The organism is [Ruminococcus] lactaris ATCC 29176 (assembly GCF_025152405.1).
Classification (GTDB): Bacteria; Bacillota; Clostridia; order Lachnospirales; family Lachnospiraceae; genus Mediterraneibacter; species Mediterraneibacter lactaris.
This window is the reverse complement of record NZ_CP102292.1, coordinates 2,572,105-2,596,415: the sequence shown is the minus strand read 5'-3', so window position 1 is coordinate 2,596,415 and position 24,311 is coordinate 2,572,105. Positions and strand designations below refer to the sequence as shown.

21 protein-coding genes, 1 tRNA gene and 1 pseudogene are annotated in these 24,311 nt (G+C 42.1%); 10 read left to right on the top strand and 13 right to left on the bottom strand.

All coding sequences use genetic code 11. The features are described from left to right. The first annotated feature begins 21 nt into the window (after positions 1–21). The 5 genes from NQ541_RS12115 (at position 22) to NQ541_RS12095 (ending at position 6,584) form a co-directional block, all read left to right on the top strand. Entirely contained in the window at positions 22–1,266 is a 1,245-nt protein-coding gene (locus NQ541_RS12115; RefSeq protein ID WP_023920433.1) for an FAD-binding protein, read from the top strand. Beyond that, positions 1,263–2,117: a carboxylating nicotinate-nucleotide diphosphorylase gene (gene nadC, locus NQ541_RS12110; protein ID WP_005610384.1), complete on the top strand. Its 855-nt coding sequence runs from the start codon at positions 1,263–1,265 to the stop codon at positions 2,115–2,117. Before NQ541_RS12115 ends, nadC begins: the two co-directional genes overlap by 4 nt. A gap of 36 nt (positions 2,118–2,153) precedes the next feature. Beyond that, the gene (locus NQ541_RS12105; RefSeq protein ID WP_023920435.1) at positions 2,154–2,693 is read left to right on the top strand and encodes a transcription repressor NadR; all 540 of its coding nucleotides are present in this window, start codon (positions 2,154–2,156) and stop codon (positions 2,691–2,693) included. 139 nt (positions 2,694–2,832) lie between these two features. Then, positions 2,833–4,056, top strand: coding sequence for a class I SAM-dependent methyltransferase (locus NQ541_RS12100; protein WP_005610378.1), 1,224 nt, complete (start codon positions 2,833–2,835; stop codon positions 4,054–4,056). 80 nt (positions 4,057–4,136) lie between these two features. Further along, positions 4,137–6,584, top strand: coding sequence for a C39 family peptidase (locus tag NQ541_RS12095; RefSeq protein WP_005610376.1), 2,448 nt, complete (start codon positions 4,137–4,139; stop codon positions 6,582–6,584). 196 nt (positions 6,585–6,780) lie between these two features. Here the strand turns inward: NQ541_RS12095 and NQ541_RS12090 are convergent, their stop codons facing one another. Further along, entirely contained in the window at positions 6,781–7,380 is a 600-nt protein-coding gene (locus NQ541_RS12090) for a 50S ribosomal protein L25 (protein WP_005610374.1), read from the bottom strand. A 435-nt stretch (positions 7,381–7,815) separates the two neighbouring features. Between NQ541_RS12090 and NQ541_RS12085 the strand changes: the two genes are divergently transcribed. Beyond that, positions 7,816–9,393 carry an AAA family ATPase gene (locus NQ541_RS12085; RefSeq protein WP_005610369.1) on the top strand — a complete coding sequence of 526 codons (1,578 nt, stop codon included), beginning with the start codon at positions 7,816–7,818 and terminating at the stop codon, positions 9,391–9,393. A 222-nt stretch (positions 9,394–9,615) separates the two neighbouring features. After that, positions 9,616–9,762 (top strand): annotated as a pseudogene (locus tag NQ541_RS12080) (alcohol dehydrogenase); the annotation flags it as partial. Between the two features lie 276 nt (positions 9,763–10,038). Here NQ541_RS12080 and NQ541_RS12075 read toward each other — a convergent pair. Then, on the bottom strand, positions 10,039–10,374 hold the full coding sequence (locus tag NQ541_RS12075) for a helix-turn-helix domain-containing protein (protein WP_005610362.1): 336 nt from the start codon (positions 10,372–10,374) through the stop codon (positions 10,039–10,041). A gap of 149 nt (positions 10,375–10,523) precedes the next feature. Here NQ541_RS12075 and NQ541_RS12070 point away from each other — a divergent pair, with 149 nt between their 5' ends. Further along, the gene (locus tag NQ541_RS12070) at positions 10,524–11,321 is read left to right on the top strand and encodes a hypothetical protein (RefSeq protein WP_167528448.1); all 798 of its coding nucleotides are present in this window, start codon (positions 10,524–10,526) and stop codon (positions 11,319–11,321) included. 144 nt (positions 11,322–11,465) lie between these two features. Here NQ541_RS12070 and NQ541_RS12065 read toward each other — a convergent pair whose 3' ends face one another. The 7 genes from NQ541_RS12065 to NQ541_RS12040 form a co-directional block, all read right to left on the bottom strand. Next, complete coding sequence (locus tag NQ541_RS12065) at positions 11,466–12,755, bottom strand: M18 family aminopeptidase (protein WP_005610356.1); 1,290 nt, start codon at positions 12,753–12,755, stop codon at positions 11,466–11,468. A 282-nt stretch (positions 12,756–13,037) separates the two neighbouring features. After that, positions 13,038–13,280, bottom strand: a complete 243-nt coding sequence (locus tag NQ541_RS13010) for an AAA family ATPase (protein ID WP_081442926.1) — start codon at positions 13,278–13,280, stop codon at positions 13,038–13,040. Continuing rightward, on the bottom strand, positions 13,277–13,690 hold the full coding sequence (locus tag NQ541_RS12060) for a hypothetical protein (protein WP_005609945.1): 414 nt from the start codon (positions 13,688–13,690) through the stop codon (positions 13,277–13,279). The genes NQ541_RS13010 and NQ541_RS12060 overlap by 4 nt, the downstream gene beginning before the upstream one ends. Before the next feature lie 72 nt (positions 13,691–13,762). Then, positions 13,763–14,140, bottom strand: a complete 378-nt coding sequence (locus NQ541_RS12055; protein WP_005609946.1) for a hypothetical protein — start codon at positions 14,138–14,140, stop codon at positions 13,763–13,765. Between the two features lie 35 nt (positions 14,141–14,175). Beyond that, a complete protein-coding gene (locus tag NQ541_RS12050) occupies positions 14,176–14,478 on the bottom strand; it encodes a hypothetical protein (protein ID WP_005609947.1) in 303 nt (100 codons plus the stop codon). Positions 14,479–14,487: 9 nt separating this feature from the next. Next, on the bottom strand, positions 14,488–14,694 hold the full coding sequence (locus NQ541_RS12045) for a helix-turn-helix transcriptional regulator (protein ID WP_005609948.1): 207 nt from the start codon (positions 14,692–14,694) through the stop codon (positions 14,488–14,490). Next, positions 14,691–15,020 (bottom strand): DUF6442 family protein, encoded by a 330-nt coding sequence (locus NQ541_RS12040; protein WP_005609950.1) that lies wholly within the window; start codon positions 15,018–15,020, stop codon positions 14,691–14,693. The genes NQ541_RS12045 and NQ541_RS12040 overlap by 4 nt, the downstream gene beginning before the upstream one ends. 174 nt (positions 15,021–15,194) lie before the next feature. On the opposite strand from NQ541_RS12040, the gene NQ541_RS12035 reads away from it, so the two are divergent. Continuing rightward, positions 15,195–15,266: transfer RNA gene (locus NQ541_RS12035), tRNA-Cys, on the top strand. A 119-nt stretch (positions 15,267–15,385) separates the two neighbouring features. On the opposite strand, the gene NQ541_RS12030 is transcribed toward NQ541_RS12035, so the two are convergent. The 3 genes from NQ541_RS12030 to NQ541_RS12020 form a co-directional block, all read right to left on the bottom strand. Beyond that, the gene (locus NQ541_RS12030) at positions 15,386–16,405 is read right to left on the bottom strand and encodes a stealth family protein (protein WP_005609952.1); all 1,020 of its coding nucleotides are present in this window, start codon (positions 16,403–16,405) and stop codon (positions 15,386–15,388) included. Positions 16,406–16,408: 3 nt separating this feature from the next. Continuing rightward, the gene (locus NQ541_RS12025) at positions 16,409–17,419 is read right to left on the bottom strand and encodes a glycosyltransferase family 2 protein (protein WP_005609953.1); all 1,011 of its coding nucleotides are present in this window, start codon (positions 17,417–17,419) and stop codon (positions 16,409–16,411) included. A gap of 445 nt (positions 17,420–17,864) precedes the next feature. Continuing rightward, on the bottom strand, positions 17,865–18,701 hold the full coding sequence (locus NQ541_RS12020; protein ID WP_005609956.1) for a formate/nitrite transporter family protein: 837 nt from the start codon (positions 18,699–18,701) through the stop codon (positions 17,865–17,867). Between the two features lie 401 nt (positions 18,702–19,102). Here NQ541_RS12020 and NQ541_RS12015 point away from each other — a divergent pair, with 401 nt between their 5' ends. Beyond that, complete coding sequence (locus tag NQ541_RS12015) at positions 19,103–22,042, top strand: InlB B-repeat-containing protein (RefSeq protein WP_259936282.1); 2,940 nt, start codon at positions 19,103–19,105, stop codon at positions 22,040–22,042. A gap of 260 nt (positions 22,043–22,302) precedes the next feature. On the opposite strand, the gene NQ541_RS12010 is transcribed toward NQ541_RS12015, so the two are convergent. Further along, positions 22,303–24,243 carry an oxidoreductase gene (locus NQ541_RS12010; RefSeq protein WP_005610660.1) on the bottom strand — a complete coding sequence of 647 codons (1,941 nt, stop codon included), beginning with the start codon at positions 24,241–24,243 and terminating at the stop codon, positions 22,303–22,305. Positions 24,244–24,311: the final 68 nt, after the last annotated feature.

Genomic DNA, 24,311 nt, shown 5'->3' with positions numbered 1-24,311 from the left:
GCCGGAAGAATGGAGTTTGTTATGAAAATGAAAGCAGATGCAGTGATCGTAGGAACAGGTGTGGGAGGACTTTTCAGTGCGTTGAATCTTCCCAGAGATAAAAAGATCATCATGATCACAAAGTCAGATTTAGAGAGCAGTGATTCATTTCTTGCACAGGGTGGAATCTGTATGCTTCATGATGAGGATGATTACGACAGTTATTTTGAAGATACAATGAAAGCGGGACATTATGAGAACAGGAAAGAATCAGTAGATATTATGATCCGCAGTTCCAGAGAGATCATTCAGGATCTGATCGGATATGGTGTTGAATTTCAGAAAGAGTCAGATGTTCCGGAAGGTAATTCTGCTGAAGAAGGAAATCAGGAAAAAGGAAGAGAGCCGGAAACAGATAAGCCGTTGGAAGAAATCTATGCATTTACAAGAGAAGGGGCCCATTCCAGACCGAGAATCCTTTTCCATGAGGATGTTACAGGAAAAGAAATTACAAGTAAGCTGCTTGCACAGGTGAAGAAGCTTGCGAATGTGGAAATTTACGAATATACTACAATGACAGACATTATTGTGGAAGATGGAGTCTGCAGGGGAATTTACGCAAAGGATCAGAACGGTCAGGAACTGGAGATTTATGCAGATAATACGATCTGGGCAAGCGGTGGAATTGGAGGAAGATATCAGCATTCTACCAATTTCCCACATCTGACAGGGGATGCACTGGATATTTCTGAAAAGCATGGAATCCGTCTGGAGCATCTGGATTATGTGCAGATCCACCCGACAACACTGTATTCCACAAAGCCGGGAAGACGTTTCCTGATTTCGGAATCCGTCCGGGGAGAGGGTGCGATCCTTTTAGATAAGAATAAAGAACGATTTGTAAATGAACTTCTTCCGCGTGATGTGGTAACAGAAGAGATCCGGAGACAGATGAAGAAAGACGGAACAGATCATGTATGGCTTTCCATGGAACGGATCGATAAAGATACAATACTGAATCATTTCCCGAATATTTACCATCATTGTCTGGAAGAAGGATATGATGTGACGAAGGAATGTATCCCGGTTGTTCCTGCACAGCATTATTTTATGGGAGGAGTATGGGTTGATTCTGACAGTAAGACTTCGATGGATCATCTTTTTGCTGTGGGAGAGACAAGCTGTAACGGAGTGCATGGAGCAAACCGGCTGGCAAGCAATTCGCTGTTGGAGAGTCTGGTGTTTGCGAAGCGTGCGGCAAAGAAAATTGGAGGAGAACAGGTATGAATACAATTACAATGACACTTCAGGCAGATCATCTGATCCTGGAGGCTTTAAAAGAAGATATTTCCAGTGAGGACGTTAGTACGAATGCGGTGATGAAGGAGTATGTCAAAGGAGAAGTAGAACTGATCTGCAAGCAGGACGGTATTATTGCAGGACTGGATGTATATCGCAGGGTCTTTGAATTGCTGGATGATAAGACGGAGACAGAATTTTACTGTAAAGACGGCGATGAAGTCAAAAATGGTCAGTTGATGGGCAAGGTGACCGGTGATATCCGGGTTCTCCTTTCAGGAGAGCGTGTGGCTCTGAACTATTTGCAGAGAATGAGCGGAATTGCAACCTATACACACTCCGTAGCGGCTCTGCTGGAAGGAAGTAAGACAAAACTTCTTGATACAAGAAAGACAACACCGAACATGAGGATTTTTGAAAAATATGCAGTCCGTGTCGGTGGCGGTTACAATCATCGGTATAATCTTTCAGACGGAGTACTTCTGAAGGACAATCACATCGGTGCAGCAGGCAGTGTTACGGCAGCAGTCAAAATGGCAAAGGAATATGCACCGTTTGTCCGAAAGATTGAGATCGAGGTTGAAAATCTGGCAATGGTAAAAGAGGCAGCAGAGGCAGGAGCAGACATCATTATGCTGGATAATATGTCAACGGAAGATATGAGCGAGGCAATCCGGATCATTGACGGAAGAGCAGAGACAGAGTGTTCAGGAAATGTGACAAAGGAAAATATCGGCAGACTGACAGCACTTGGAGTTGATTATATTTCCAGTGGAGCATTGACGCATTCTGCACCGATACTTGACATTTCCATGAAAAATCTTCATGCTATAAATTAAGAAGAGAAACCACAGTAGTAGAAAGGAAGAGGTATGATGACAGGATCAGAACGAAGAACTGCCATTATAAATCAGATAAAGAACAGCACCGTCCCTGTATCCGGGAAAGCACTGGCAGCACAGTATGCAGTGAGCCGTCAGGTGATCGTGCAGGATATTGCACTGATCCGTGCTGCAGGACATGAGATCATTTCCACTAACAGGGGCTATCTTCTCAATGAGGATGCATCCGTACAGCGGACATTTAAGGTAAAGCATACGGATGCCCAGGTAGAAGAAGAATTATATTCTATTGTGGATCTTGGAGGAAGTGTAAAAAATGTCATGGTAAACCACAGGGTCTATGGACATATGGAAGCGGAGCTGAATATTACTTCCAGGCGTAAGGCAGCGGAATTTTTAGATGATATCAAGACGGGAAAATCCAGTCCGTTAAAGAATATTACCTCAGATTATCATTACCATGTAGTGGAGGCTGACAGTGAGGAAACCCTGGATATGATCGAGGCTGCACTCCGGGAGAAAGGATTTCTTCTGGAACAGGAAGAATGGGAAAAAAAGCAGTATTACGTATAACGAAAGAAAGAGAGGTCAGACATCAGGAACCGGTGTCTGACCTCTTGACATCTTCGGGAATATTCTGCAAAATAAGAATTGATAAAGTGAAAGAAAAGAGATTTTCCGTCGTATCATACGACAGGATGGAGTTATATATATGGAAGAAATAAAAAAGCTTCTGAAGGAAGTTTTAAATAGAGAATTTATACGTGCAGTTATCAGCAGTCCAAAGGAAAAAGAAGGAACTGCGGTGCTGCTGGAGTGTGGAACAGAACCGGTTCAGGGGATTTTGAAGATAAAAGTACGTCCGCTGGAAAAAAGAGGGGAATTGATGTTCCAATTAGAAGCGTTTACGAAGACGCAGGCATTTCATCGAAATTTAAATCCCGAAGCGGCGGGTGAGATCCTGGCTGTAGTGATGGAGCGTTTTGGACAGATGCAACTGGAAACGGTGAGTCAGGACTGTACAGTGCTGATCAGTAAAAAGGGAAAGGTGACGATCCGCAGAAAGCAGAAAAAGATCAGAGCAAAGGCGGCAGACCTGTTCCATAACCGCAAAAAGCGGTATATTCTGGAAGAAGGAGTGAAAGTTCCGTTTCTGCAGGATCTTGGAGTTATGACGCAGGACGGGAAAATCGTGCATACAAGATTTGATAAGTTCCGGCAGATCAACCGATTCCTGGAATTTATCGAAGATATCCTGCCGCAGCTTGACAGGGGAAGAGAGCTGACGATCCTGGATTTTGGCTGTGGGAAGTCGTATCTTACTTTTGCGATGTATTATTATCTGCATGAATTGAAAAAATATGACATACGCATTATAGGACTGGATCTGAAGAGTGAGGTGATCCGGCACTGCAATGAGCTGGCAGAGAAGTACGGATATGAAAAGCTTCAGTTTTTAGAGGGAGATATTGCAGATTATGAAGGAGTAAACCGTGTGGACATGGTGGTGACGTTGCATGCCTGCAATACGGCAACGGACTATGCACTGGCGAAGGCAGTTGGCTGGAATGCAAAAGTGATCCTTTCCGTTCCATGCTGCCAGCATGAGATCAATGAGCAGTTTGAAGCGGGGGAGACCCCGGAGGTACTTGCTACGGTGATGGAGTATGGTCTGTTAAGAGAGCGGTTCGCAGCACTGGTGACAGATGGACTGAGGGCAAAGTATCTGGAAAGCGAGGGATATGAAACCCAGGTACTGGAATTTATTGATATGGAACATACACCGAAGAATATTCTGCTGCGTGCAGTCAGGAGGGGGAAGACTGATGGGGCAATAGAAGCGGAGAGCAGAAAGAAGCTGGAAGAGTGTGAAGCATTTCTGAATATCCAGCCGACACTGGGCAGGCTTCTTTCAGAAAAGAGCAGGCATCGGTGACGGGATTTTAGAAAGGGATCATAGAAAAGGATCATAGAAAAGGATAAGCACTGGCGACGGGATTTCAGGGAGAATAAATAATGATAAAAAGAATAATAAAGGGAATCGTGCTGGCGGTATTTTTTGCCGGAGCATTGTTGATAAGTAATTATGTGATGAACCGTGGGACGGACGATAAGATTATGACAATGGGCGAGCCGACGCTCCCGGTAGTTTCTTTTACCGTGAGTGGTCAGGAGATCAATCTTCTGTCCGGGTATGTAGACCAGATGGATGTCACTGCCATGCGTGATACGATCACTCCGCTGGAGAGCAATGGAACGCTTCAGGCTGAGATCGCAGAGAATGGAAATAAGATCAGTAAGATCAGCTATAAAGTTTATTCACTGGATGGAGCAGATACTTACGCAGAAGGAAAAGTCAAAGAAGAGGATGGGAAAGTTACGCTGGAACTGGGGACTGCCCTGGATCAGTCAGCACAGGAGGCGGTGCTGAAGCTGACTCTGACACTGGGAAGTGGTGAAGCACAGAAAAAGGTGAATTATTTCACCCGGATCGAGAAGCCGGATGAGATTACTGCGTGGAAATGTCTTACATTTGCAAAAGATTTTCATGCAAAGGCATTGGACCAGAGTGATGAAGATACACTGAGTATGTATCTTGAGCCGGGAGAAGAGAGTGATAATACGACTTACCAGACCGTCAATATCCACTCAGATATTACTCATATCCAGTGGGGAGACCTGAACCCGGAGATCGTGGGCGATGTGCAGTGGAGTCTGAAAGAAAGCAACAGTGTTTATACATCCATTCTTGCAAAATATCAGGTGCGTTGTCAGGATGATAAAGAGGAAACGGCACGGTATAATGTGAAAGAATTTTTCAGGATCCGGTCGGTGGGAGATACGATCTACCTGCTGGATTATAACCGGGATCTTCAGGAAGTGTTCAGCAGCAGTAGAAGTGTGATGGATCAAAAGGGTATCCTGCTTGGAATCGTGCCAGAAGATGTGCCTTATGAGACAAATAAAAAGGATTCGATCCTTGCCTTTGTGCAGAACCGTACTCTGTGGATGTATAATAAGAAAAATGAGGAGCTGACGAAAGTTTTCAGCTTTGCGGAGGAAGATACACAGGATGTGAGGAGCCTGAATGATCAGCATGCGGTACGGATCATCAGTATGGACGATCATGGGAATATTGCCTTTGCGGTTTATGGATATATGAACCGGGGAGAGCATGAAGGAGAAGTTGGTGTCGGTATTTATTATTTTAATGTGGACAGCAATCTGATTCAGGAGAAAGGCTTTATTCCGAGTACAAAATCTTTTGCCATTGCAGAAGATGAACTGGGAAAGATGGTTTATTATAATCATGCACAGGAGCTGCTGTATGTGCTTGCAGATCAGGTCCTCTACAGGATCGATCTTGATAAGAACCAGCAGGAAGTGCTTGCAAAAGGTCTGGAAGCCGGAAAGTATGCAGTTTCTGATGACGGACATCAGCTTGCTTATCAGACAGACGGAGAGAAAGATGCGGCAAAGGAGATCCGGGTGATGGATCTTTCCAGCGGGGATGAATATAGTGTGAAAGCGGCAAAGAATGAAGCCGTTCGCCCGCTGGGATTCCTGAATGGAGATTTTATTTATGGAATTTTGCGGACTTCCGATGCCGGAAAGACGGCATCCGGTGAGAAGACAACTCCGATGTATCAGCTTGAGATCCATGATTCGAAAAATAAAAAAATAGCAGAGTATTCCTTTGAAGATCAGGGGATCTATATTTCTGATATTTTGATCGAGGGAAATATGGTGACACTGAACCGTCTTGCGAAAGCGGGAGAGATCTATAATGTTACTTCACAGGAATATATTACAAATAATGTAGAAAAGAAAAATACGAAGATTTCTCTTACCTCCTACAGTTCGGAGAAGCTGGGAAAGCAGTACCGGTTTACTTTTGCAGAGGGAATCGAAAAGACGGAGGTGAAGCTGCTCCAGCCGGATCAGCAGGTAGCTGAAAATGCACTGACGATTGTTCTGAAAGGAAAAGATGATCGTGTAAAATATTATGTGTATGGTATGGGTGAACTGGTCGGAATCTACGATAAAGCCGGCTATGCGATCCAGAAGGCGGAGAAGATTTCCGGTGTTGTGATCTCGTCGGAACAGGCTTATGTATGGGAAAAAGGAAACCGGGATCTGGTGTATTCTATTGAAAATGTTGTAGTGACAAAGGAGAGCGGAGAAAGTTCACTGGAAGCATGTGAACGGTATATGAAATCGTATGAGGCGGAGAAGACAGATCTTACGGGCTGTACGCTGGATCAGGTATTGTATGTGATCAATAAAGGCTGCCCAGTGATCGCTCTGACAAGTGCAGATCATGCGATCCTGATGACCGGATATTCTAAGACGGATATCACGTATTCTGACCCGGATACAGGGGCATCGCAGACTGTGACTATGGATGAGATGAATGCTATGGTGGCGGGAAGTGGAAATACCTTTATCGGGTATATTAAGTAATAGAAGAGAAGTGATGAAAGAGAAGAGAATCTGCAGGCGGCGGGTTCTCTTTTATATATAGTGGTTTTCCCTGCATACTACAGAAAAAAATACAGGCGGTGGAATTTCTGTTCCATCACCCGTATTTTAAAAATCCATGTAAGCAGCGAACCAAAAGAGGCGTCTGTACAAGACTCTGGCGACTGCAACAATAACTTTATGCTTCAGCTGCTTCGTCTGCGTTGGTATCTTCAGCTTCAAGGTCAGAAGCTTTTACATGAACTTCCGTGATCGTTACAACCGTAGCATCAACATCGGTCATAAGATCAACGTCTTTGTCTTTGGCGATCGGAAGATCAGCCACACGGATGGTATCACCAACCTTGAGATCTCCGACATCTACTTCAACTTTTTCTACCAGTGCAGCAGGAAGAGCCTTGAAAGAAATCTCCTGTAACATCTGCTGTGGTACACCAGCGGCAAGTTTATCAAGGTTGACAAGATGAATCTCAGCAACAGAATGAACTTTCTCATTGCTTACAAGTGCCTGAAAATCAATCTCATCAACATAACCCTTTAATGGATTGTAGTCAACTTCTTTAATCAGTGCATCATAAGTCTGACCATCAACTTCGAGCATTACCTGTCCACCTTTGTTCTCAACTTTCAGAAGTTTTTCAACATCTGCTTTTTCCATTTTAAGTGGAATGCTCTCTTTCATTTCACGGCCGAAAATACAACCGGTAACAAATCCTTCGCGTCTAAGTTTTTTGGCTTTGATTGACATGTCTCTTTTTTCAGCTTTTAAAGTATTCATTTATCTTTTCCTCCAAATTCTGAATCCGCTTAGCAGCCTTCAACTTTCTGTACAAGTAGGTATTGTTAAGTGCTTTTTCTTTGCTACAGTTACACTATAGCACCGGATGTCAAGGGAAGGAAAAAACAGAAGAATCAGACAGGTTGAAAAATTAAGAATTTTTCTCTGAAAAATACCTTGAAAAATAAAAAAATTAAGATTTTCAACAAAAGAATTGAAAAAATTCTTGTGAAAATGATCAAAAAGAGTGCAAATTCTCATGGAAATAGGAAAAAATCGCTGAAAATACAGCACGTTGTATAAAGAAAGCGGTGTATCATGAAAGAAAGCAGGATATTATGAAAACGAACAGGATTTGCTGAAAAAATAGAAAATAACACCGAATATGGTGTATAATAAAAATAGTATGCAAAAAGAAAATCAGGAGGAAGATGCGTGGGCAGATATTTAAATTCCAATGCAGATGGATTTGGTAAGATTGTTAATTCTGAAATTTATGTGGACAAAACGAGTATGCTGAGCTATACGAATCAGGTACTGAATACAATGCAGGGATATCTTTGCGTTAGCCGTCCGAGAAGATTTGGAAAATCGACAGCGGCAAATATGCTTACAGCATATTATAGCTGTGGGTGTGATTCCAAAGCACTTTTTTCGGGATTCAAAATTGCAAAAGACAAAGATTTTGAAAAATATTTGAATCATTATAATACGATTTCTCTTAATATGCAGGAATTTCTGAGCAGAAGCAGGGATGTATACGATTTGCTGGAGCGGATGAAAAAACTGGTGTTTCGCGATATGAAAAGAGAGTACCCGGATGTGGATTATTTTGATGAAAATGATCTGATCGAGGCAATGCAGGATGTATATGAAGAGACAAGACGACCGTTTGTTGTCATTATTGATGAATGGGACTGCATTTTTCGGGAGTATAAAGAAGACAAAGAAGCACAGGCGATTTATCTTGATTTTCTGAGAGATATGTTGAAAGATAAGCCGTGTATCCATCTTGCATATATGACGGGGATTCTTCCTATAAAAAAATATGGGACTCATTCAGCTTTGAATATGTTTGATGAATTTTCAATGATTGATCCCGGACCGATGGCAGAGTATGTTGGATTTACGGAAGAAGAAGTTGCTTCATTGTGCGAAGAATATAAGATGGACGGAGAAGAAGTAAAATGCTGGTATGACGGGTATTCTTTTGATAAAGTTCCGGCTGTTTACAGTCCAAGATCGGTTGTCAGTTGTATGAGATTTGGTAAAATCGGAAATTACTGGAATCAGACGGAGACGTTTGAAGCGTTGAAGATTTATATTGATATGAATTTTGATGGATTGCGGGAAGATGTACTGAGCATGATGGCAGGAGAATCAGTTCCTGTAAATACTGGTAGTTTTATCAATGATATGGCTACATTCAGGACGGAAGATGATGTGCTGACCCTGCTGATCCACCTTGGGTACCTGGCATATGATTATGAAAATAAGACCGTAAGAATCCCTAATAACGAAATACGGGGAGAATATGTGAGCAGTGTAGCTGTATCAGAATGGGGAGAAGTGTCGACTGCGTTGAAAAATTCTGCAGATACATTAAATGCAATCTGGCAGAAACGACCTTTGCAGGTAGCAGAGGGAATCAGGCAGGCACATTTTGAAACAGCACATATACAATACAATGACGAAAATGCATTAAGTTATACAATTTCACTGGCATTATATGCAGCAAGAAATTTTTATACCGTACACCGGGAACTGGCAGGCGGAAAAGGATTTGCTGATCTTGTATTTGTACCAAGAAAGAAATTTCAGGAAAAACCAGCGTTGATTGTAGAACTAAAGTGGGATAAAAGTGCCAGGGGAGCGATTGAGCAGATCCGGCAGAAAGAATATTTTGAGAGTTTAAAAGAATATCAGGGAAATATACTTTTGGTCGGGATTAATTATAATATCAGAACCAAAGCCCATGAATGTGTGATAGAGGAATTAAAGAAAGACAAATGAGAATGACAGAAGACTGTCGGGATATTCTGAGAAATATTCCGGCAGTTTTTTTAGGGTATGGATTTGGGATTTGAAAACCAGAATCCATACCCTTATTTTCTTTGAAACAAAGAAAAGCGGTAAAATACAACCATAGAAAAAACAAATGATTTCGGCCGAAAAAGAAAAAAGTAAATGTAACATTAAGAACAAAATTCAGACGAGGAGAAATGAACTATGAAAATGAAGGCAATCGCAAGATTTGGTAAAGAATTTGGAAGCTACAAATTGGTAGAAGTACCGTATCCAACATGCGGACCGGAGGATATCATCCTTGAGATCAAAGCGGCTGCAATCTGTGGAGCAGATATGAAGCACTGGAATTATGAACAGCCCCTTGAAAAGGCGTTTTGGTGACTCTGTCACCGGAACGTCTTTTTCTATATCTTATGATGTCGGGGTCAAAAGCCCCCGACTTTGATGCCTACGGATTGCTCCGTGCTACGCACTCCTACAATCCTACCCAATATTCGCATATCGTGGGATTATCATCCCACTTTTATGCTCATATCGGGGCGGGTCCTAAGGTCTTTCACCTACCTATGAGCAAGCTCATGTGGGCTTAGACCTTTTGACCCTGGCATCATAAAATAATGCAAAGAAAAATTATTTTGTAAGCAATTCTGCTTTTTGCAGAAGCTTCTCTACTTTTCTTAAAGAATTCAGGTCAATCTCCCTGAGAGAATAAGCAAGATCGATCAATTCAGAGGATATTTCCGCATCAGAAGATGTACCAAGCAGCCAGTAATCCAGCGAGAGATGAAAGGTCTGTGCAAGCTGAACACAAATTTCTATAGAAGGAAGTTGTTCTCCTCGTTCAATTTTGGTATAGTAGGAGTAAGAGATTCCTGATTTCTCGGCGGCGAGTTCCTGAGTATAACCCAGTTGGAGTCTACGCTCTTTCAGTGTTCTTCCTATGCTTTTACTATTAAGTAAGTCCATTCTTTTGCTCCTCCTCCTGATATATCTTTTATGATAATTCATAAATAAGGATAGTTCCACACACTGACCATGAACGAAACCGCCACAAATAAGGAGTGCAACGCACCCGGATAAAGAGAGGTAGATAATGAAGAAAAATGAAAAAATCCATGAATGATCGTAGTATGAAGAAAAGAACGGTATGGCTGATCCTGGGAGGGATCGCAGTGATAGTATGTGTTTTGTGGTGGGCATATATACAGTTCTGGTCAAATGCATCAGAGAAAGAAGATGTTTCTGCAAAGAGAGAAGCAGACTGGTCATTCCAAAAGCCCAAAGTGCCTGAGACAAAGCTGACAGATCAGGAAGAATGTGCTTTGTGCGGCAGCAGAAAAGAAAGTATGACGGGGATGTTCAGCGGAAAAGATGCGATTGGTATCATCAGTGTGAATGACTGGTACATTATGGATCTGAAGATCAAAAGTGGAAATGAGAAAGGAAATATGCCGGAAGATACAGAAGGAAAGAATACGACAAGGACAACGGTTGGGAAAAATGGAAGAGTTCTGGAGCGTAGTTCAGAAAGTCTCCGGGGTATTTCGGAAATCGTAGTAGATTATGGAGAGGACAGAGTACTTTCCATGGAAAAGGCATCGCAGATTTTGTGTCAGTCCTGTCTGGAAAAGCTGTCTGAAGCGATGGAGGTAAAATGTGAGGAGGGAAAAGAACCGGAGCCTGTCGACCTGGTACTGATAGATTTTGAGACGATGGAACTGTATTGTGTTCAGGAACAGTATACAAAAAAGAGTATCAGAGATTACACCTTGTGGATGGCACATACGGAGGATACGCTGGAGATCAATGCAGTTTATACACCGGTTCGCACAGAGGCAGGAAAAAATGCGGGTATAAAAGAAAATGCCGTACCCTCATCTGCAACAGATGATAGTGCGGCATCTCTGAAATAGATGTCGGGGTCAAAAGCCCCCGACTATGATACCTACGGATTGTTACGCACTACGTGCTCCCACAATCCTACCCAAGATTCACATATCGTGGTGCTTACGCCCCACTTTTATGCTCATATTGTGACCCTGGTATCTGAAATAGGATTAAGCAAAAAATTCTGTGGCGGCACGGATCAGATATTCTGTATCTTCGACACCGATGGTCTCGTAAGGCGAATGCATGGCAAATTGCGGCAGTCCGATATCGACGGTGTTCAGTGCAACCTGCGTGTTGGAAATATTGCCAAGTGTGGATCCGCCTGCCATATCGGAACGGTTGGTAAAAGTCTGAACCGGGACACTAGCGGTATGGCAGATATCCTTGAACATGGCTGCAGAAACGGCATCAGTACAATATTTCTGATTGGCATTGTATTTAATGACAATTCCCTCATTCAGGTAAGGTCGGTTCGTTGGATCGGCCTTTTCTGTATAATTAGGATGAACTGCGTGAGCATTGTCAGCAGAGACCATGAGACTGTTGGCAAGATGCACAAGAAAATCCTCTTCATTATATCCAAGGTTTCTGTGGATTCTTGTCAGTGTATCTTTTAGAAAGGTAGAAGCTGCACCCTGCTTTGTTCCACTTCCGACTTCTTCGTTATCAAAAACGCAGTGAAGAGCCAGATAATCTTCCTTTGCTCCGGAAAGAAAGCCTTTCAGGGAGGCAAAGGCACACTGGAGATCGTCGAGCCGGGGAGCAGAAAGAAATTCCCGGGATGCACCCCAGATACAAGGTTCCTGTCGGTTATATAAGAAGAGGTCATGACCAAGGATTTCATCTTCAGTTACATTGGCTGCCTCTGCGATGGTCTGAAAAAAGGTATTCTTTGCTGTAAGATCACCGTAAAGAGGGAGCATATCTTTCTGAGCATTGTATTTATGCCCGTTATTTGCATCACGATCCATGTGGATGGCAAGATTAGGGATCATGAGAAGATCCCTGTCAATATTGACCAGCTTTGACAGAAAGCAGGCAGAAGGCTTTCCGTCTGTGGAAGGATCTTTTACGATCACCCTTCCTGCAACGGAAAGTGGACGGTCAAACCAGGGGGCAAAGAGCATTCCACCGTAGCGTTCTACATTCAGCCGGATATAATGCCCCTCGGATTCCATTTCAGGATTTTCCTTGATCTTAAAGGACGGGGAGTCACTGTGGCTTGCCATGATCCGCATTCCCTGAAAAGGATGCTCCGGTATGGTAAATGCGATCAGGGAGGAATCATTGCGGGTCACATAGTAAGAACCGCCCTGCTTAAGATTCCAGTGCATTCCCTCTTCCAGTCTGATAAAGCCGGACTCTGTAAGCCGGGCAGCCATGGCACTGACTGCATGAAAAGCAGTAGGGCTTTCCTTGATAAATTCGATTAATTCTTCCGGGATTCTATGGTTCATAGCTCAACAACTCCTTTACAAATTTTATAAGTATGTGCGTAGCACGGAGCAATCCGTAGGCATCAAAGTCGGGGGCTTTTGCCCCCGACATCATAATTTTATAAGAGCATAATCATCACTTCATAAGAATCAGTATAGCACGAATGACAGCGGGCAGCACAACGGTTTTTTGAATGGAAGATCATTTTATGTGATGCTTATGAGCGGGACAGGGCAAAGTTAAAGAAACCGGTATGTGAGCATGCACCGGTGGATGTGATGCCGGAGGTTATGGAGTATGGATCAGCGGAGGAAGTGCTGGAGGTATATGAGGAGACTGCACAGGCGGATCCATCTTCCTGAAATTGAGTATATTGAAAGCCGTAATACGGTTGGTTCTCTATCTTCATCTGTAAAAGGCAAGGCTTCTCCCTTAGAGAGCAAGGCGGCAACGGAAAGCATTAACTTGCTTTTCCCGTCGCCCGGATCGCCCTGCAACAGCGTAACCCTGCCGAAAGGAATATACGGATACCACAGCCATTTCACTTTATACTGTTAAATACTATAAATTCATCCCACAATTCATCATAATTATCAAACTCATAATATCTGTCCGCAACTTTAAAATATTTACCAGGACTAATTGTCAGTGTTTCATCTGTCACAAGATAAATAGTATAATAAGAAACAGCTCCACTTGATACTGCTTTGCTTTCGTCTACTTCGTCACCAAGTTTTACTTGATTCAACAAATTTATAAACTCGATAACTTCATCATCTGAAAAAGAATACGAATAATTACCGTCTTTCCCGCCTGTAGTTCCTGTATGTTCAATTTTTTCGATTTCCGGCACATCAATACTCTCCAAGCCCACACTCGCATCTTGTTTTCCACATCCGAACAATGTACTTGTCAGAAAAATGAACGTGAGCAAAACTATCCCATTTGTTTTCATTTACACTCTCCTCCATTTACAGTTCCGCTTGGTAACTTCAAATTCCCCGGTTCGACAAACTGGGATTTATAGTTACATTCCATACATATTGGCATTTTTTACCATTATTTTATCACCCTTATCTAATTGTTCCTTATAAATTCCTCGCAAACCAATTCCAATATGTTCTGTTTTGTAGCCACTACCATTTGGTCTTCGTTCTTTTGTGTGCACATCAATTGAAGTAATTGCAGTTTCCAAAATCTCTCCATTTGCTTTATTGATATAAGCCTTATCTCCGGTTCTACATATACCAGTTTCAACATTCCCTGTAACCACTGTGCCTACACCTATAATCGTAAAAATCTCATCTACCGTTAAAGTAAAATTCTCTTTCAAGCAAGACGGGACATCTATTCTACTCATATATTCTTTTTCTCGTTCCTTTTTACTTTTACCAAACAATCCCATAAAATTTACCTCCACAACTTCAAAGTTTTCGTTCCTTAAAAAATCCCTTTATTATATTTAATTTGTCCATACAACATAAAGCATAATCCGACAACAACTGCTGGCAGAATGACAAATCCCATAATTTTTTCACTCCAAAATGAAACTATAAACCTCAACACAAGCGATATTCCTATAATCAGCGTTCCAGTACCAACGGCTTTTCCGTATTTTGGTACATCTTCTTCTTTTACTTTTCGCCTATTGTAAGAATGAATTGTACTGATATTGCCTTTAATATTTACGATTCCCATAACAGATATGAACACTCCTAAAATCAACAACATAATGTTCTCCATAATTACCTCCTAAAAATAGAACAGTTCTTCAAATTTCTTGTCTAAAGCAATACATAAAATCAATGCCAACTTTGCTGTTGGGTTGAACTGTCCAGTTTCAATAGAACTAATGGTATTTCTTGAAACTCCTACCATTTCTGCAAGCTGAGCTTGAGAAAGATTTGCCGCTGTACGAACTTCCTTTAAGTGATTTTTCAGATGTAATTGTTCTTTCATACGCTCACCTCTAAAATTCGGCGAACAAATCCAACAAATTCCAAAACGGAAAGAATGAAAAACATAATGGTCAATAGCAAATCGCTCTTTCGTTTCATTTTGATAAAACGAACTAACCATTGTGTAGCAAAAATACTGAAGCATATAACCCAAGGACTGTAAATCTTAGTATGGGCAAGCATAGAGGATAGCAAAGAAAGTAGACAACATACAAAAGCACCCACCCTACTTGCGTGACTTCCTGCCAAATATAGCACTTCCATTTCCGCCAAGTCTTTATTTTGATGTTCTTTTCTACTTGCGTTTAAGATTTCATCTTTTTTCATAAAAGCACCTCCATTCCAAGTTTTCTTTGCATATTTTAATTATATTAACGCCAAGTTTACTTGTCAATAGCATTTGCACAAAAGTTACAAAAGACAACATCAAAGGATCAGAAAATCTTGACTTGAAAAATATATTTTGCTATAATACAGATGTTGCAGGTGCAACATCTGTAAGGCGCAGTAGCCAAGCGGTAAGGCGTGGGTCTGCAACACCCTGATGCACCGGTTCAAATCCGGTCTGCGCCTCTTAAAAGAAGATTCCCGGAAACGGTTTGTTTCCGGGAATTTTTGCGTTGCCAGATATACGGGAAAAATCAGGAGATTTTTTAGTAATATTTTAGTCACCGCATAAACGCTGAGTGATCTCAGTAACGTTCAAAAGAAGAACGATCCGGTAAAATCTGTTCACAGGCTCTTTGAATCTCTTCCTTTACTTTCAGATAAGGGATTTCCTGATTGCTGTCATTCATACAGACAACAGGACTTTTCTGATGGATAATGGTATCAGTCAAAGTAGGATTCGTCTCTGCCAGATTAAAGTACCGGCAAAGTTTTCTTACATTTTTCGGGATAAAATTTCCGCTTAATTTCTGATATTCCCGGATAACGTACTGACTGACGTCTTCTCTGTGACGGAAAGGATGAGAGCATACCTGATCCAGATACTCTCCCTCCAGATTCCAAAGAGTTTCATAAGTACTCTTTTTTAACGGAGATGGTCCATGTACGGTATAAAATCCTGTAAACCGTGGAAACATGATCTCCAAAAAATTATAGAAAAAGTACATCGCAGGATAACCAATGTGAAAATAAGACCCAGGCTGCTTTTTCATATTCTGCCGCTTGTCAAAATATTTAGCCAGAAGCATGGCATTGTTCAGGTAGATATATGGCATAGTTGTGTCGTCCACATTAGTTACATCGGGCTGCAGTGCAAGCATATCAACGGGTTTTCCATTTTTGAAAAAATCCGTCGGCTTCACTGGTTTTAACAGGAGCATATCATCATTGAAATAGATAAAATTTTCCGATAAGCCTTCAATACGATGGAAATTCCATTCGATGGGATGACTGCTAAAGGTAGGCAGGTATTTCGCCGGAATAAAGTCTTCATGGTTTACAATATGTAATTTCGGATTACTGGAATCCAGCCATTCAGGCAGATGTCCAAAGGTCACAAAATGGATTTTACGAACCCATGGAGCAAAGTTTTCAATGCTTCGGAACCAGTAATGCATCAGATCCCAGTCCCGGTAGCGTTCTTCCCGGTCATCACTTTTGACGGATAATCCCTGCTGTCTCATACGTTCCTTTTTCTTTTCGCGCCATACAGGGTCAGAGCCGTCTACCCAGGCCAATACAATATCAATTTCTTCAGTCTTCATGATTTATCCCTTCTTACAATAGAGTGTTCCAAATAAAATTAAAAATATTTCAAAATGCCGGAAAATAAGAAATGTCTTTGCTTTTTGAAAAAGTCCGGCTTCTTTCAGCCTATAAAAACGTTTATAATGATCGATCCGGAACTCCGTTCTGGCAGACTGTAAAATCCGGTATTTTTCTTTTAAAGAAAGAGTACAGGTAGGGAGACACAGGTTATAGACCAGAGAGGCATACCCATCTACATATTTTTGAGACATAATCTCTTCCATCTCCCGCGAGGTCAGTTCCAGAGATTCCAGAAAATGACGAGTCTCCATGAAATTGTTCCGGTAGCATTCGACCAGTTTCGGCTGCCAGCGGTATGCGGCAGAGCCGGCACGGACATTATAGTGGTAATCACAATTTGCAGAAAAGTAATAAGTCTGGGCTTTTGAAAGTGCCTGCATAACGAATACCGCATCCTCTGCATAGGGAAGATCTGGATTGAACCGGAGATCTGCAATCAATTCTCTGGTAAAAATATAGCTGAATACATTGACGTTCAGATTTCCTTTTTGTGCCAGGATGTAGTCTTTCATCTGATTTTTAGAAAGAACTCCTTCAAAGGACGGAATCCCCTTGAGAGAAGAGGAAACTTTTCCGCTTTTCCAGACATCCTTTTTAAATCCATGATACAGTACATCCGTCTGTCCGGTCTCTATTGCTTTTATACATTCAGCCAGCAGGGATGGCTCAAGCAAGTCATCAGCATCTGCAAAAGTAATATAATGGCCTGCGGCAAGAGCCAATCCGGCATTTCGTGCAGTGGAGACTCCCTGATTTTTCTGATGGATCACCTGAATCCTTGGATCGACAGTCTTGTATTGTTCGCAGATCTTATTACTGGAATCGGTTGATCCGTCATCAACTAAAATAATTTCAAGGTTAAGATAAGTCTGATGAATAATAGAATCTAAACATGCCGGTAAATAAGGTGCAACGTTGTATATTGGTACGATAATACTGATTTTTTCCATTATAACCTTTCAGCAGTAAGTACTGCGGGGAGCAAAATATTCAGAGTAATAATAAAAATTACAGAGAAAGAATGCATTCTCCTCTACATAATCGATCACAAACGTAAAGGCATCAAAGTCGGGGGGGTTTGACCCCGATATCATTTTATTATACCATATTTGACCATCAAATTGAAAGATTTGTCCGTATTTGCACACGAAAGGAACTTCGGATCTGTATGAAGGAATCGTAAGTCTGGATGACGGAGTCTTTTGTATCGGAGAAAAATTGAATTTCATGGAGAAGTTATTGAAACTGTTCGGACTGTAAAGGGATGAATACAAATTGAGCAGATGACAGCCTGCTCAATATCGTGCAACAGAAAAGGAGAATCTGCTCACAAGGGTTTCGTGAGAGATTCTCCTTTTCCATTTCTATTTCTAAATCCAGTAATTTATTTCTAAATTAATTCCATTTTTTCTTGTAGATCAGGTAGAGCGGAAGTCCGACGCACAACATACCACCGATCATATTTCCCAAAGTAACCGGGATAAAATTCTGCAGGCTGTGCAGAGGTGTCAGTGTAGCAATCTGTTCTACGGTCAGTCCGTAAGCGTCCTTTGCTTTTGCCACATAATCCGGGTTCATGGCAGCCATGATACCGGCAGGAATATAGAACATATTGGCAACGCAGTGTTCAAAACCGCCTACAACGAAAGCACAGATCGGGAAGAAGATCGCCCATACCTTTCCGGCAATATCACGTGCAGAAGTCGCCATCAGTACTGCAAGGCAGACAAGAATGTTACACAAAATACCGGAGGTGATGCCCTGTACCGGTGAGATCGCGATCTTGCTGACAGCAACTTTGATCGTATAAGCACCGAGAAGACCACCGGAGTAATTTAAGTTTCCGCTGAAAACGATCAGTACGTCCACGCAGAGGGCACCGATCAAATTGCTGAAAAATACGATGAAAAGGTCACGGAACAGTCCGGCCCAGGTTACCCGTTTGTCAAATACGTCCATAATGATCAGACAGTTTCCGGTAAAAAGTTCTCCACCTAAGAATACGATCAGCATCAATCCGACCGGAAAGATCACACCTGCCAATGCTCTTGCCACTCCGACATTTTCTACTGCGTGTGCCGCTGTGCTGCTTGTAGCACCGCCCAGTGCGATAAAAACCCCTGCCATAATACCGAGAAGGATCATTTTCCCGACAGGGAGTTTTGTTTTGTTCTCACATGCTTTGATACTCAGATCTACTACTTCAGCCGGAGTATTAAAATGGTTTTCCATATGTAAATTCCTCATTCCTGTGTATTCTGTTAAATAATTAACGCAATTATTTTATACTAGAAGAGTATGGATTTCAAGTGTAAGGGGAGATGTTTTTTTATAGATACAATGAAAAGTTTTTTGTGTTTTTGTATGTTATATATTTAGATTTTTGTCAAATTTTGACCGATTCTATTGAAAAATTACGTTTTTTGGCATAAAATATATAATGTGTAGTGATAAGTTCGTTTTGAGGGGAAGTATAATTTGATGTGAAAGGAGAGATGAAACGCAAGTTTTTGAAGTTTTTGAAGTGAATTTGTTGAGCATGCTTTCCATTCAGACCATTGGTCTGAAGTAACTTTTTACTGGCTATACAGGGCCATCTTTAACCTGTAAATTTGAATATGGAGGTTTTTCTTATGAAGAAGATGAAGAAGATGAAAAAGCAATTCCTTTCGCTGTTCGTGTTGTTGTGTATGATAATTTCCATGTTTCCAACAACTGCATTGGCAGCAAATATTGATGTTAGTGGCAAGGTAACAGTTGACAGAGTGTATGAGGAACCAACGTGTGCTGATAATCTTTACTACGGTGAAGTTAATGTCAACGGTAGTGCAACAGAAAGTAAAACCAGGTTGACGCATACGGTGTTACCACTTATCCAGTGGCAGTATGGCAATAATACCTATCAGATCATTCCTTCAGCCTATAAATATTACGTTTGCAATATTAACGATCCCAACAATATCCTTGAGGGGATTGAAGGTAGTGAAGGATCAAGCACGCTTTCGGGCTGGCCGGGAACGTATAAATGTTATCAGACGGTGGTGACAACCGATGGTGTGACGAACGGAACAGCTACGTTTGATATTGATCTGGCCTATCAGTTCAGTAGATTAAATTCGTCCATAGGCTGGAACTATACCAGTAATTGGGGGGGGCGTACTCTGCATTTTACTATCACTCAGACCGTGGATGAAAGTACTACTTATACTGTTACTTACACAGATGGAGTTGAGGACGAAGAAGTCTTCGCAGATGATGTACACGAAAATCTTTCGTCAGGAGTGGCTACCCCGGCATTCAGTGGCGGAACACCGACAAGAACAGGCTATGTCTTCAAAGGCTGGAATCCGGAAGTCGCCGCAACAGTAACAGGAAATGCGACCTATGTAGCAACGTGGGGAGAAGATAAAAATAATAATGGCATTGACGACAACGAAGAAACGAAATATACGGTTACGTATAAGGACGGAGTAGACGGAGAAGTCTTCGCAGATGATGTACATGGAAATCTTCTGTCAGGAGTGGCTACCCCGGCATTCAGTGGCGGAACACCGACAAGAACAGGTTATGTATTTAAAGGCTGGAATCCGGCTGTTGCTGCAACAGTAACAGGAAATGCGACCTATGTAGCAACGTGGGGAGAAGATAAAAATAATAATGGCATTGACGATAACGAAGAAACGAAATATACGGTTACGTATACAGACGGAGTAGACGGAGAAGAAGTCTTTGCAGATCAGGTATACGGAAATCTTTTGCCGGGAGTCGATACACCTGCTTTCAAGGGAACACCGACAAGAGAAGGATATGTCTTCAAAGGCTGGAATCCGGCTGTTGCTGCAACAGTAACAGGAAATGCGACCTATGTAGCAAGATGGGGAGAAGATAAAAATAATAATGGTATCGCAGACGATGAGGAGACCAAATACACCGTCAGATATACGGACGGAGTAGACGGAAAAGAAGTCTTTGCGGATCAGGTATACGGAAATCTTCTGTCAGGAGTGGCTACACCTGCATTTGAGGGAACGCCGACAAGAGAAGGATATGTCTTCAAAGGCTGGAATCCGGAAGTTGCCACAACAGTAACAGGAAATGTGACCTATGTAGCAACGTGGGGAGAAGATAAAAATAATAACGGCATTGACGACAACGAAGAAACGAAATATACGGTTACGTATACAGACGGAGTAGACGGAGAAGAAGTCTTTGCAGATCAGGTATACGGAAATCTTCTGTCAGGAGTGGCTACACCTGCATTTGAGGGAACGCCGACAAGAACAGGCTATGTCTTCAAAGGCTGGAATCCGGCTGTTGCTGCAACAGTAACAGGAAATGCGATCTATGTAGCAAGATGGGGAGAAGATAAAAATAATAATGGTATCGCAGACGATGAGGAGACCAAATACACCGTCAGATATACGGACGGAGTGAATGATGGAGTAATCTTTGCAGATCAGGTATACGGAAATCTTTTGTCGGGAGTCGATACACCTGCATTCAAGGGCACACCAAAAAGAGAAGGATATGTCTTCAAAGACTGGAATCCGTCTGTTGCTGAAAAAGTAACAGGAGATGTTACCTATGTAGCAACGTGGGGAAAAGATAAAAATAATAATGGCATTGATGACAACGAAGAAACGAAATATACGGTTACGTATACAGACGGAGTAGACGGAGAAGTCTTTGCGGATCAGGTATACGGAAATCTTCTGTCAGGAGTGGCTACACCTGCATTTGAGGGAACACCGACAAGAGAAGAATATGTCTTCAAAGGCTGGGAGCCGGCTGTTGCTGAAAAAGTAACAGGAGATGCGACCTATGCAGCAACGTGGGGAGAAGATAAAAATAATAACGGCATTGACGACAACGAAGAAACGAAATATACGGTTACGTATACGGACGGAGTAGACGGAGAAGTCTTTGCGGATCAGGTATACGGAAATCTTCTGTCAGGAGTGGCTACACCTGCATTTGAGGGAACACCGACAAGAGAAGGATATGTCTTCAAAGGCTGGAAGCCGGCTGTTGCTGAAAAAGTAACAGGAGATGTTACCTATGTAGCAACGTGGGGAGAAGATAAAAATAATAATGGTATCGCAGACGATGAGGAGACCAAATACACCGTCAGATATACGGACGGAGTGGATGAAGAAGTAATCTTTGCAGATCAGGTATACGGAAATCTTTTGTCGGGAGTCGATACACCTGCTTTCAAGGGAACACCGACAAGAGAAGGATATGTCTTCAAAGGCTGGAAGCCGGCTGTTGCTGAAAAAGTAACAGGAGATGTTACTTATGTAGCTGTTTGGGAAAAAGCTAAAGATAACAACGGAGATACAAAACCTGGAGATACAAAACCGGGTGATACGAAGCCGGGCAATACAAAGCCAGGAAATACCAAGCCGGGAAATACAAAGCCAAATACAACAACGAATAGCAGCACCAAGGCTGGAACGTCTGCCAGGAGTCCGAAGACCAGCGATACAGCAAATCTTGCTTTGTGGATGGCTCTGCTGGTTGTCAGTGGCGGCTCAATGGTTATAAATAAGAAGAAAAAGTACAATAGATAATCAGAAAAGAAGAACAGAGGGTTGTAATAAACCCCACAGACAGTAGAAAAGCCTCGCTTTTGGCGGTGCAACAAAGGGATTTTCGTAAAACGAGAATTTTTGAGTGACACCTTCAAAGAGTGTGGCAAGAAGAACACCCACGCAAGAGTAGAAATGCTCCTGTGTGGGTGTTTTTCTTGCCACAGATTAAGAATTTACGATCATCTTAAAAAATCATGATCAGTTTAAAATTTTACGATTACCTTAAAAATTTATGATTTTTATAAACTTGTAGCCGCATAGAAACCGTCGCGTACAGCTTCGCCTATTTTACCTAATTTATTGCTGTCTCCGACAACTCTCGTTTTGAGATGATATTTTGCTTTGACAGCATCTACTGTTGTAAGAACAGGTTTCATTCCGAATGCGGAAATGACTGTGTCGGCGAGAACTGTCTCTGTTGTTTTGTCCTGCTTTTCGACGGTCAGACCATTCTCTTCAATGGATACGACTTTTGTGTTAGTCATAAGTTCAACGCCGTTTTCAGCAAGTTTGGTAAACAATGTGATTTTATTAATAAAGAATACGTCTTTTCCACATTCCGGCAGCATCTCTACGACTGTTACTTTCTTGCCCATTTCAGAAGCGATTTCGAGTGCTCCGTCAAGACCGGAAGCTCCTCCGCCGCAGATTACGATCTTTTCACCTTTTATGAGGGAAGGATCTCGGTGTGCGTCTAAGATCGATATGACATTGTTTCCGTCAATTCCCGGAATAGGAGGAGTAACAGGAACGGCACCGCATCCGATAATGATGTTGTCGCATTCTTCAAGGATTGATTCATCGCCTGTTATTTCTGTATTTAGACGGACGTCTACGCCTAGTTTTTCTAACTGTACGGTGTACCATTTTGTGAGTTTTTTAATATTATTTTTAAATTTTGCAGTACAGATATCCCCCATAACTCCCCCGAGTTTTGAGTTTTTCTCGAACAGGGTCACTTTGTGCCCTTCTATTGCGGCAACTCTGGCTGCTTCCATTCCGCCCGGACCTCCGCCGATTACGACAACATTTTTCGGGGAGTCTGTCTTTTTGATCTCAAACCGAACTTCTTCCATTGCCTGTGGATTGATCGCACAGCTAAGTTTTGTATGTTTATTCCAAATGCGCCCGATACAATATTCGTTGCAGCGAAGGCAAGGTCTGACATCTTCGGGATGTCCTGTCATCAGTTTGTTAGGAAGATACGGATCGGCAATCAATGCACGTCCCATGTTTACAAAGTCAACATTTCCGCTTTCGATCAATTCAACTGCGGAATCAGGATTATGAGATCCGGCATTAATAAGCGGTACGCTGACAGCTTTTCTTGCTTCTGCGCATACATAAGACATACAGGATTCTCCTAAATAAGACGGAGGGAAGATATAATCCAAAGTCTCATAACATCCGGCGTCGATGTCAAAGGCATCTACGCCTGCAGCTTCTAAAACTTTTAAAAGTTTCATGCTGTCTTCCAACGTACGTCCGCCTTCAAATCTGTGATCAAGAGAAATTCGGAAGATGACAGGCATACTGTCACCGACTACGCTTTTGATCGCTTCTACGATTTCCTTCGGGAAGCGTGCACAATTTTCAGGAGAACCGCCGTATTCGTCTGTTCTTTTATTCCATACAGGAGACATAAACTGATCGATCAGATATCCGGCGTGTGCATGGATTTCGATAGCGTCAAACCCGGCATCGCTTGCAACGCCTGCGGCAAATTTGAATCCTTCCATCATCTGAGCGATTTCTTCTTTTGTCAGTGCGTGGCAGATTACGTCGGGATTGAATACAGACGGAAGCGCTGATGCAGAGATCGGAGGGTTTCCGAATGTATCAGGAAATGCGTTTCGTCCTGTACCAGGGCTGATCTGACAAACAATTTTAGCACCGTATCTGTGGCATCCGTCGCACACAGATGTCAGAGAAGGAAGGACTGTATATGTATCAAGATAACCTTCCATAGAACCTTGTGCGATCTGCTCGTTTAACATTTGACATCCCATATAAAGGATACCGGTTCCTCCTTTTGCTCTTTCAATGAAATAATCGATTTCCTGGGCGTCTTTTCTTCCGTTAGTAAATGCTGAGTTTGTTCCCATCGGAGACAGACCGATACGGTTTTTTACTTCCATGTTTCCGATTTTAAAAGGTGTAAATAAACTTTCATACCCCATAGTAGTTTTCTCCTTTTTAAAATGTTTTTTGTAAATATCTGTTTTTTTTAACGGTATAAGATCGAAAA

Bases quoted from the DNA above. Each gene is read 5' to 3' on its own strand.
- NQ541_RS12070 (WP_167528448.1), top strand. From the start codon at position 10,524: ATGAATGATCGTAGTATGAAGAAAAGAACGGTATGGCTGATCCTGGGA.
- NQ541_RS12115 (WP_023920433.1), top strand. From the start codon at position 22: ATGAAAATGAAAGCAGATGCAGTGATCGTAGGAACAGGTGTGGGAGGA.
- NQ541_RS12030 (WP_005609952.1), bottom strand. From the start codon at position 16,405: ATGAAGACTGAAGAAATTGATATTGTATTGGCCTGGGTAGACGGCTCT.
- NQ541_RS12015 (WP_259936282.1), top strand. From the start codon at position 19,103: ATGAAGAAGATGAAGAAGATGAAAAAGCAATTCCTTTCGCTGTTCGTG.
- NQ541_RS12020 (WP_005609956.1), bottom strand. From the start codon at position 18,701: ATGGAAAACCATTTTAATACTCCGGCTGAAGTAGTAGATCTGAGTATC.
- NQ541_RS12060 (WP_005609945.1), bottom strand. From the start codon at position 13,690: ATGAAAACAAATGGGATAGTTTTGCTCACGTTCATTTTTCTGACAAGT.
- nadC (WP_005610384.1), top strand. From the start codon at position 1,263: ATGAATACAATTACAATGACACTTCAGGCAGATCATCTGATCCTGGAG.
- NQ541_RS12095 (WP_005610376.1), top strand. From the start codon at position 4,137: ATGATAAAAAGAATAATAAAGGGAATCGTGCTGGCGGTATTTTTTGCC.
- NQ541_RS12055 (WP_005609946.1), bottom strand. From the start codon at position 14,140: ATGGGATTGTTTGGTAAAAGTAAAAAGGAACGAGAAAAAGAATATATG.
- NQ541_RS12045 (WP_005609948.1), bottom strand. From the start codon at position 14,694: ATGAAAGAACAATTACATCTGAAAAATCACTTAAAGGAAGTTCGTACA.
- NQ541_RS12100 (WP_005610378.1), top strand. From the start codon at position 2,833: ATGGAAGAAATAAAAAAGCTTCTGAAGGAAGTTTTAAATAGAGAATTT.
- NQ541_RS12065 (WP_005610356.1), bottom strand. From the start codon at position 12,755: ATGAACCATAGAATCCCGGAAGAATTAATCGAATTTATCAAGGAAAGC.
- NQ541_RS12050 (WP_005609947.1), bottom strand. From the start codon at position 14,478: ATGGAGAACATTATGTTGTTGATTTTAGGAGTGTTCATATCTGTTATG.
- NQ541_RS12075 (WP_005610362.1), bottom strand. From the start codon at position 10,374: ATGGACTTACTTAATAGTAAAAGCATAGGAAGAACACTGAAAGAGCGT.
- NQ541_RS12040 (WP_005609950.1), bottom strand. From the start codon at position 15,020: ATGAAAAAAGATGAAATCTTAAACGCAAGTAGAAAAGAACATCAAAAT.
- NQ541_RS12105 (WP_023920435.1), top strand. From the start codon at position 2,154: ATGACAGGATCAGAACGAAGAACTGCCATTATAAATCAGATAAAGAAC.
- NQ541_RS12090 (WP_005610374.1), bottom strand. From the start codon at position 7,380: ATGAATACTTTAAAAGCTGAAAAAAGAGACATGTCAATCAAAGCCAAA.
- NQ541_RS12010 (WP_005610660.1), bottom strand. From the start codon at position 24,243: ATGGGGTATGAAAGTTTATTTACACCTTTTAAAATCGGAAACATGGAA.
- NQ541_RS12025 (WP_005609953.1), bottom strand. From the start codon at position 17,419: ATGGAAAAAATCAGTATTATCGTACCAATATACAACGTTGCACCTTAT.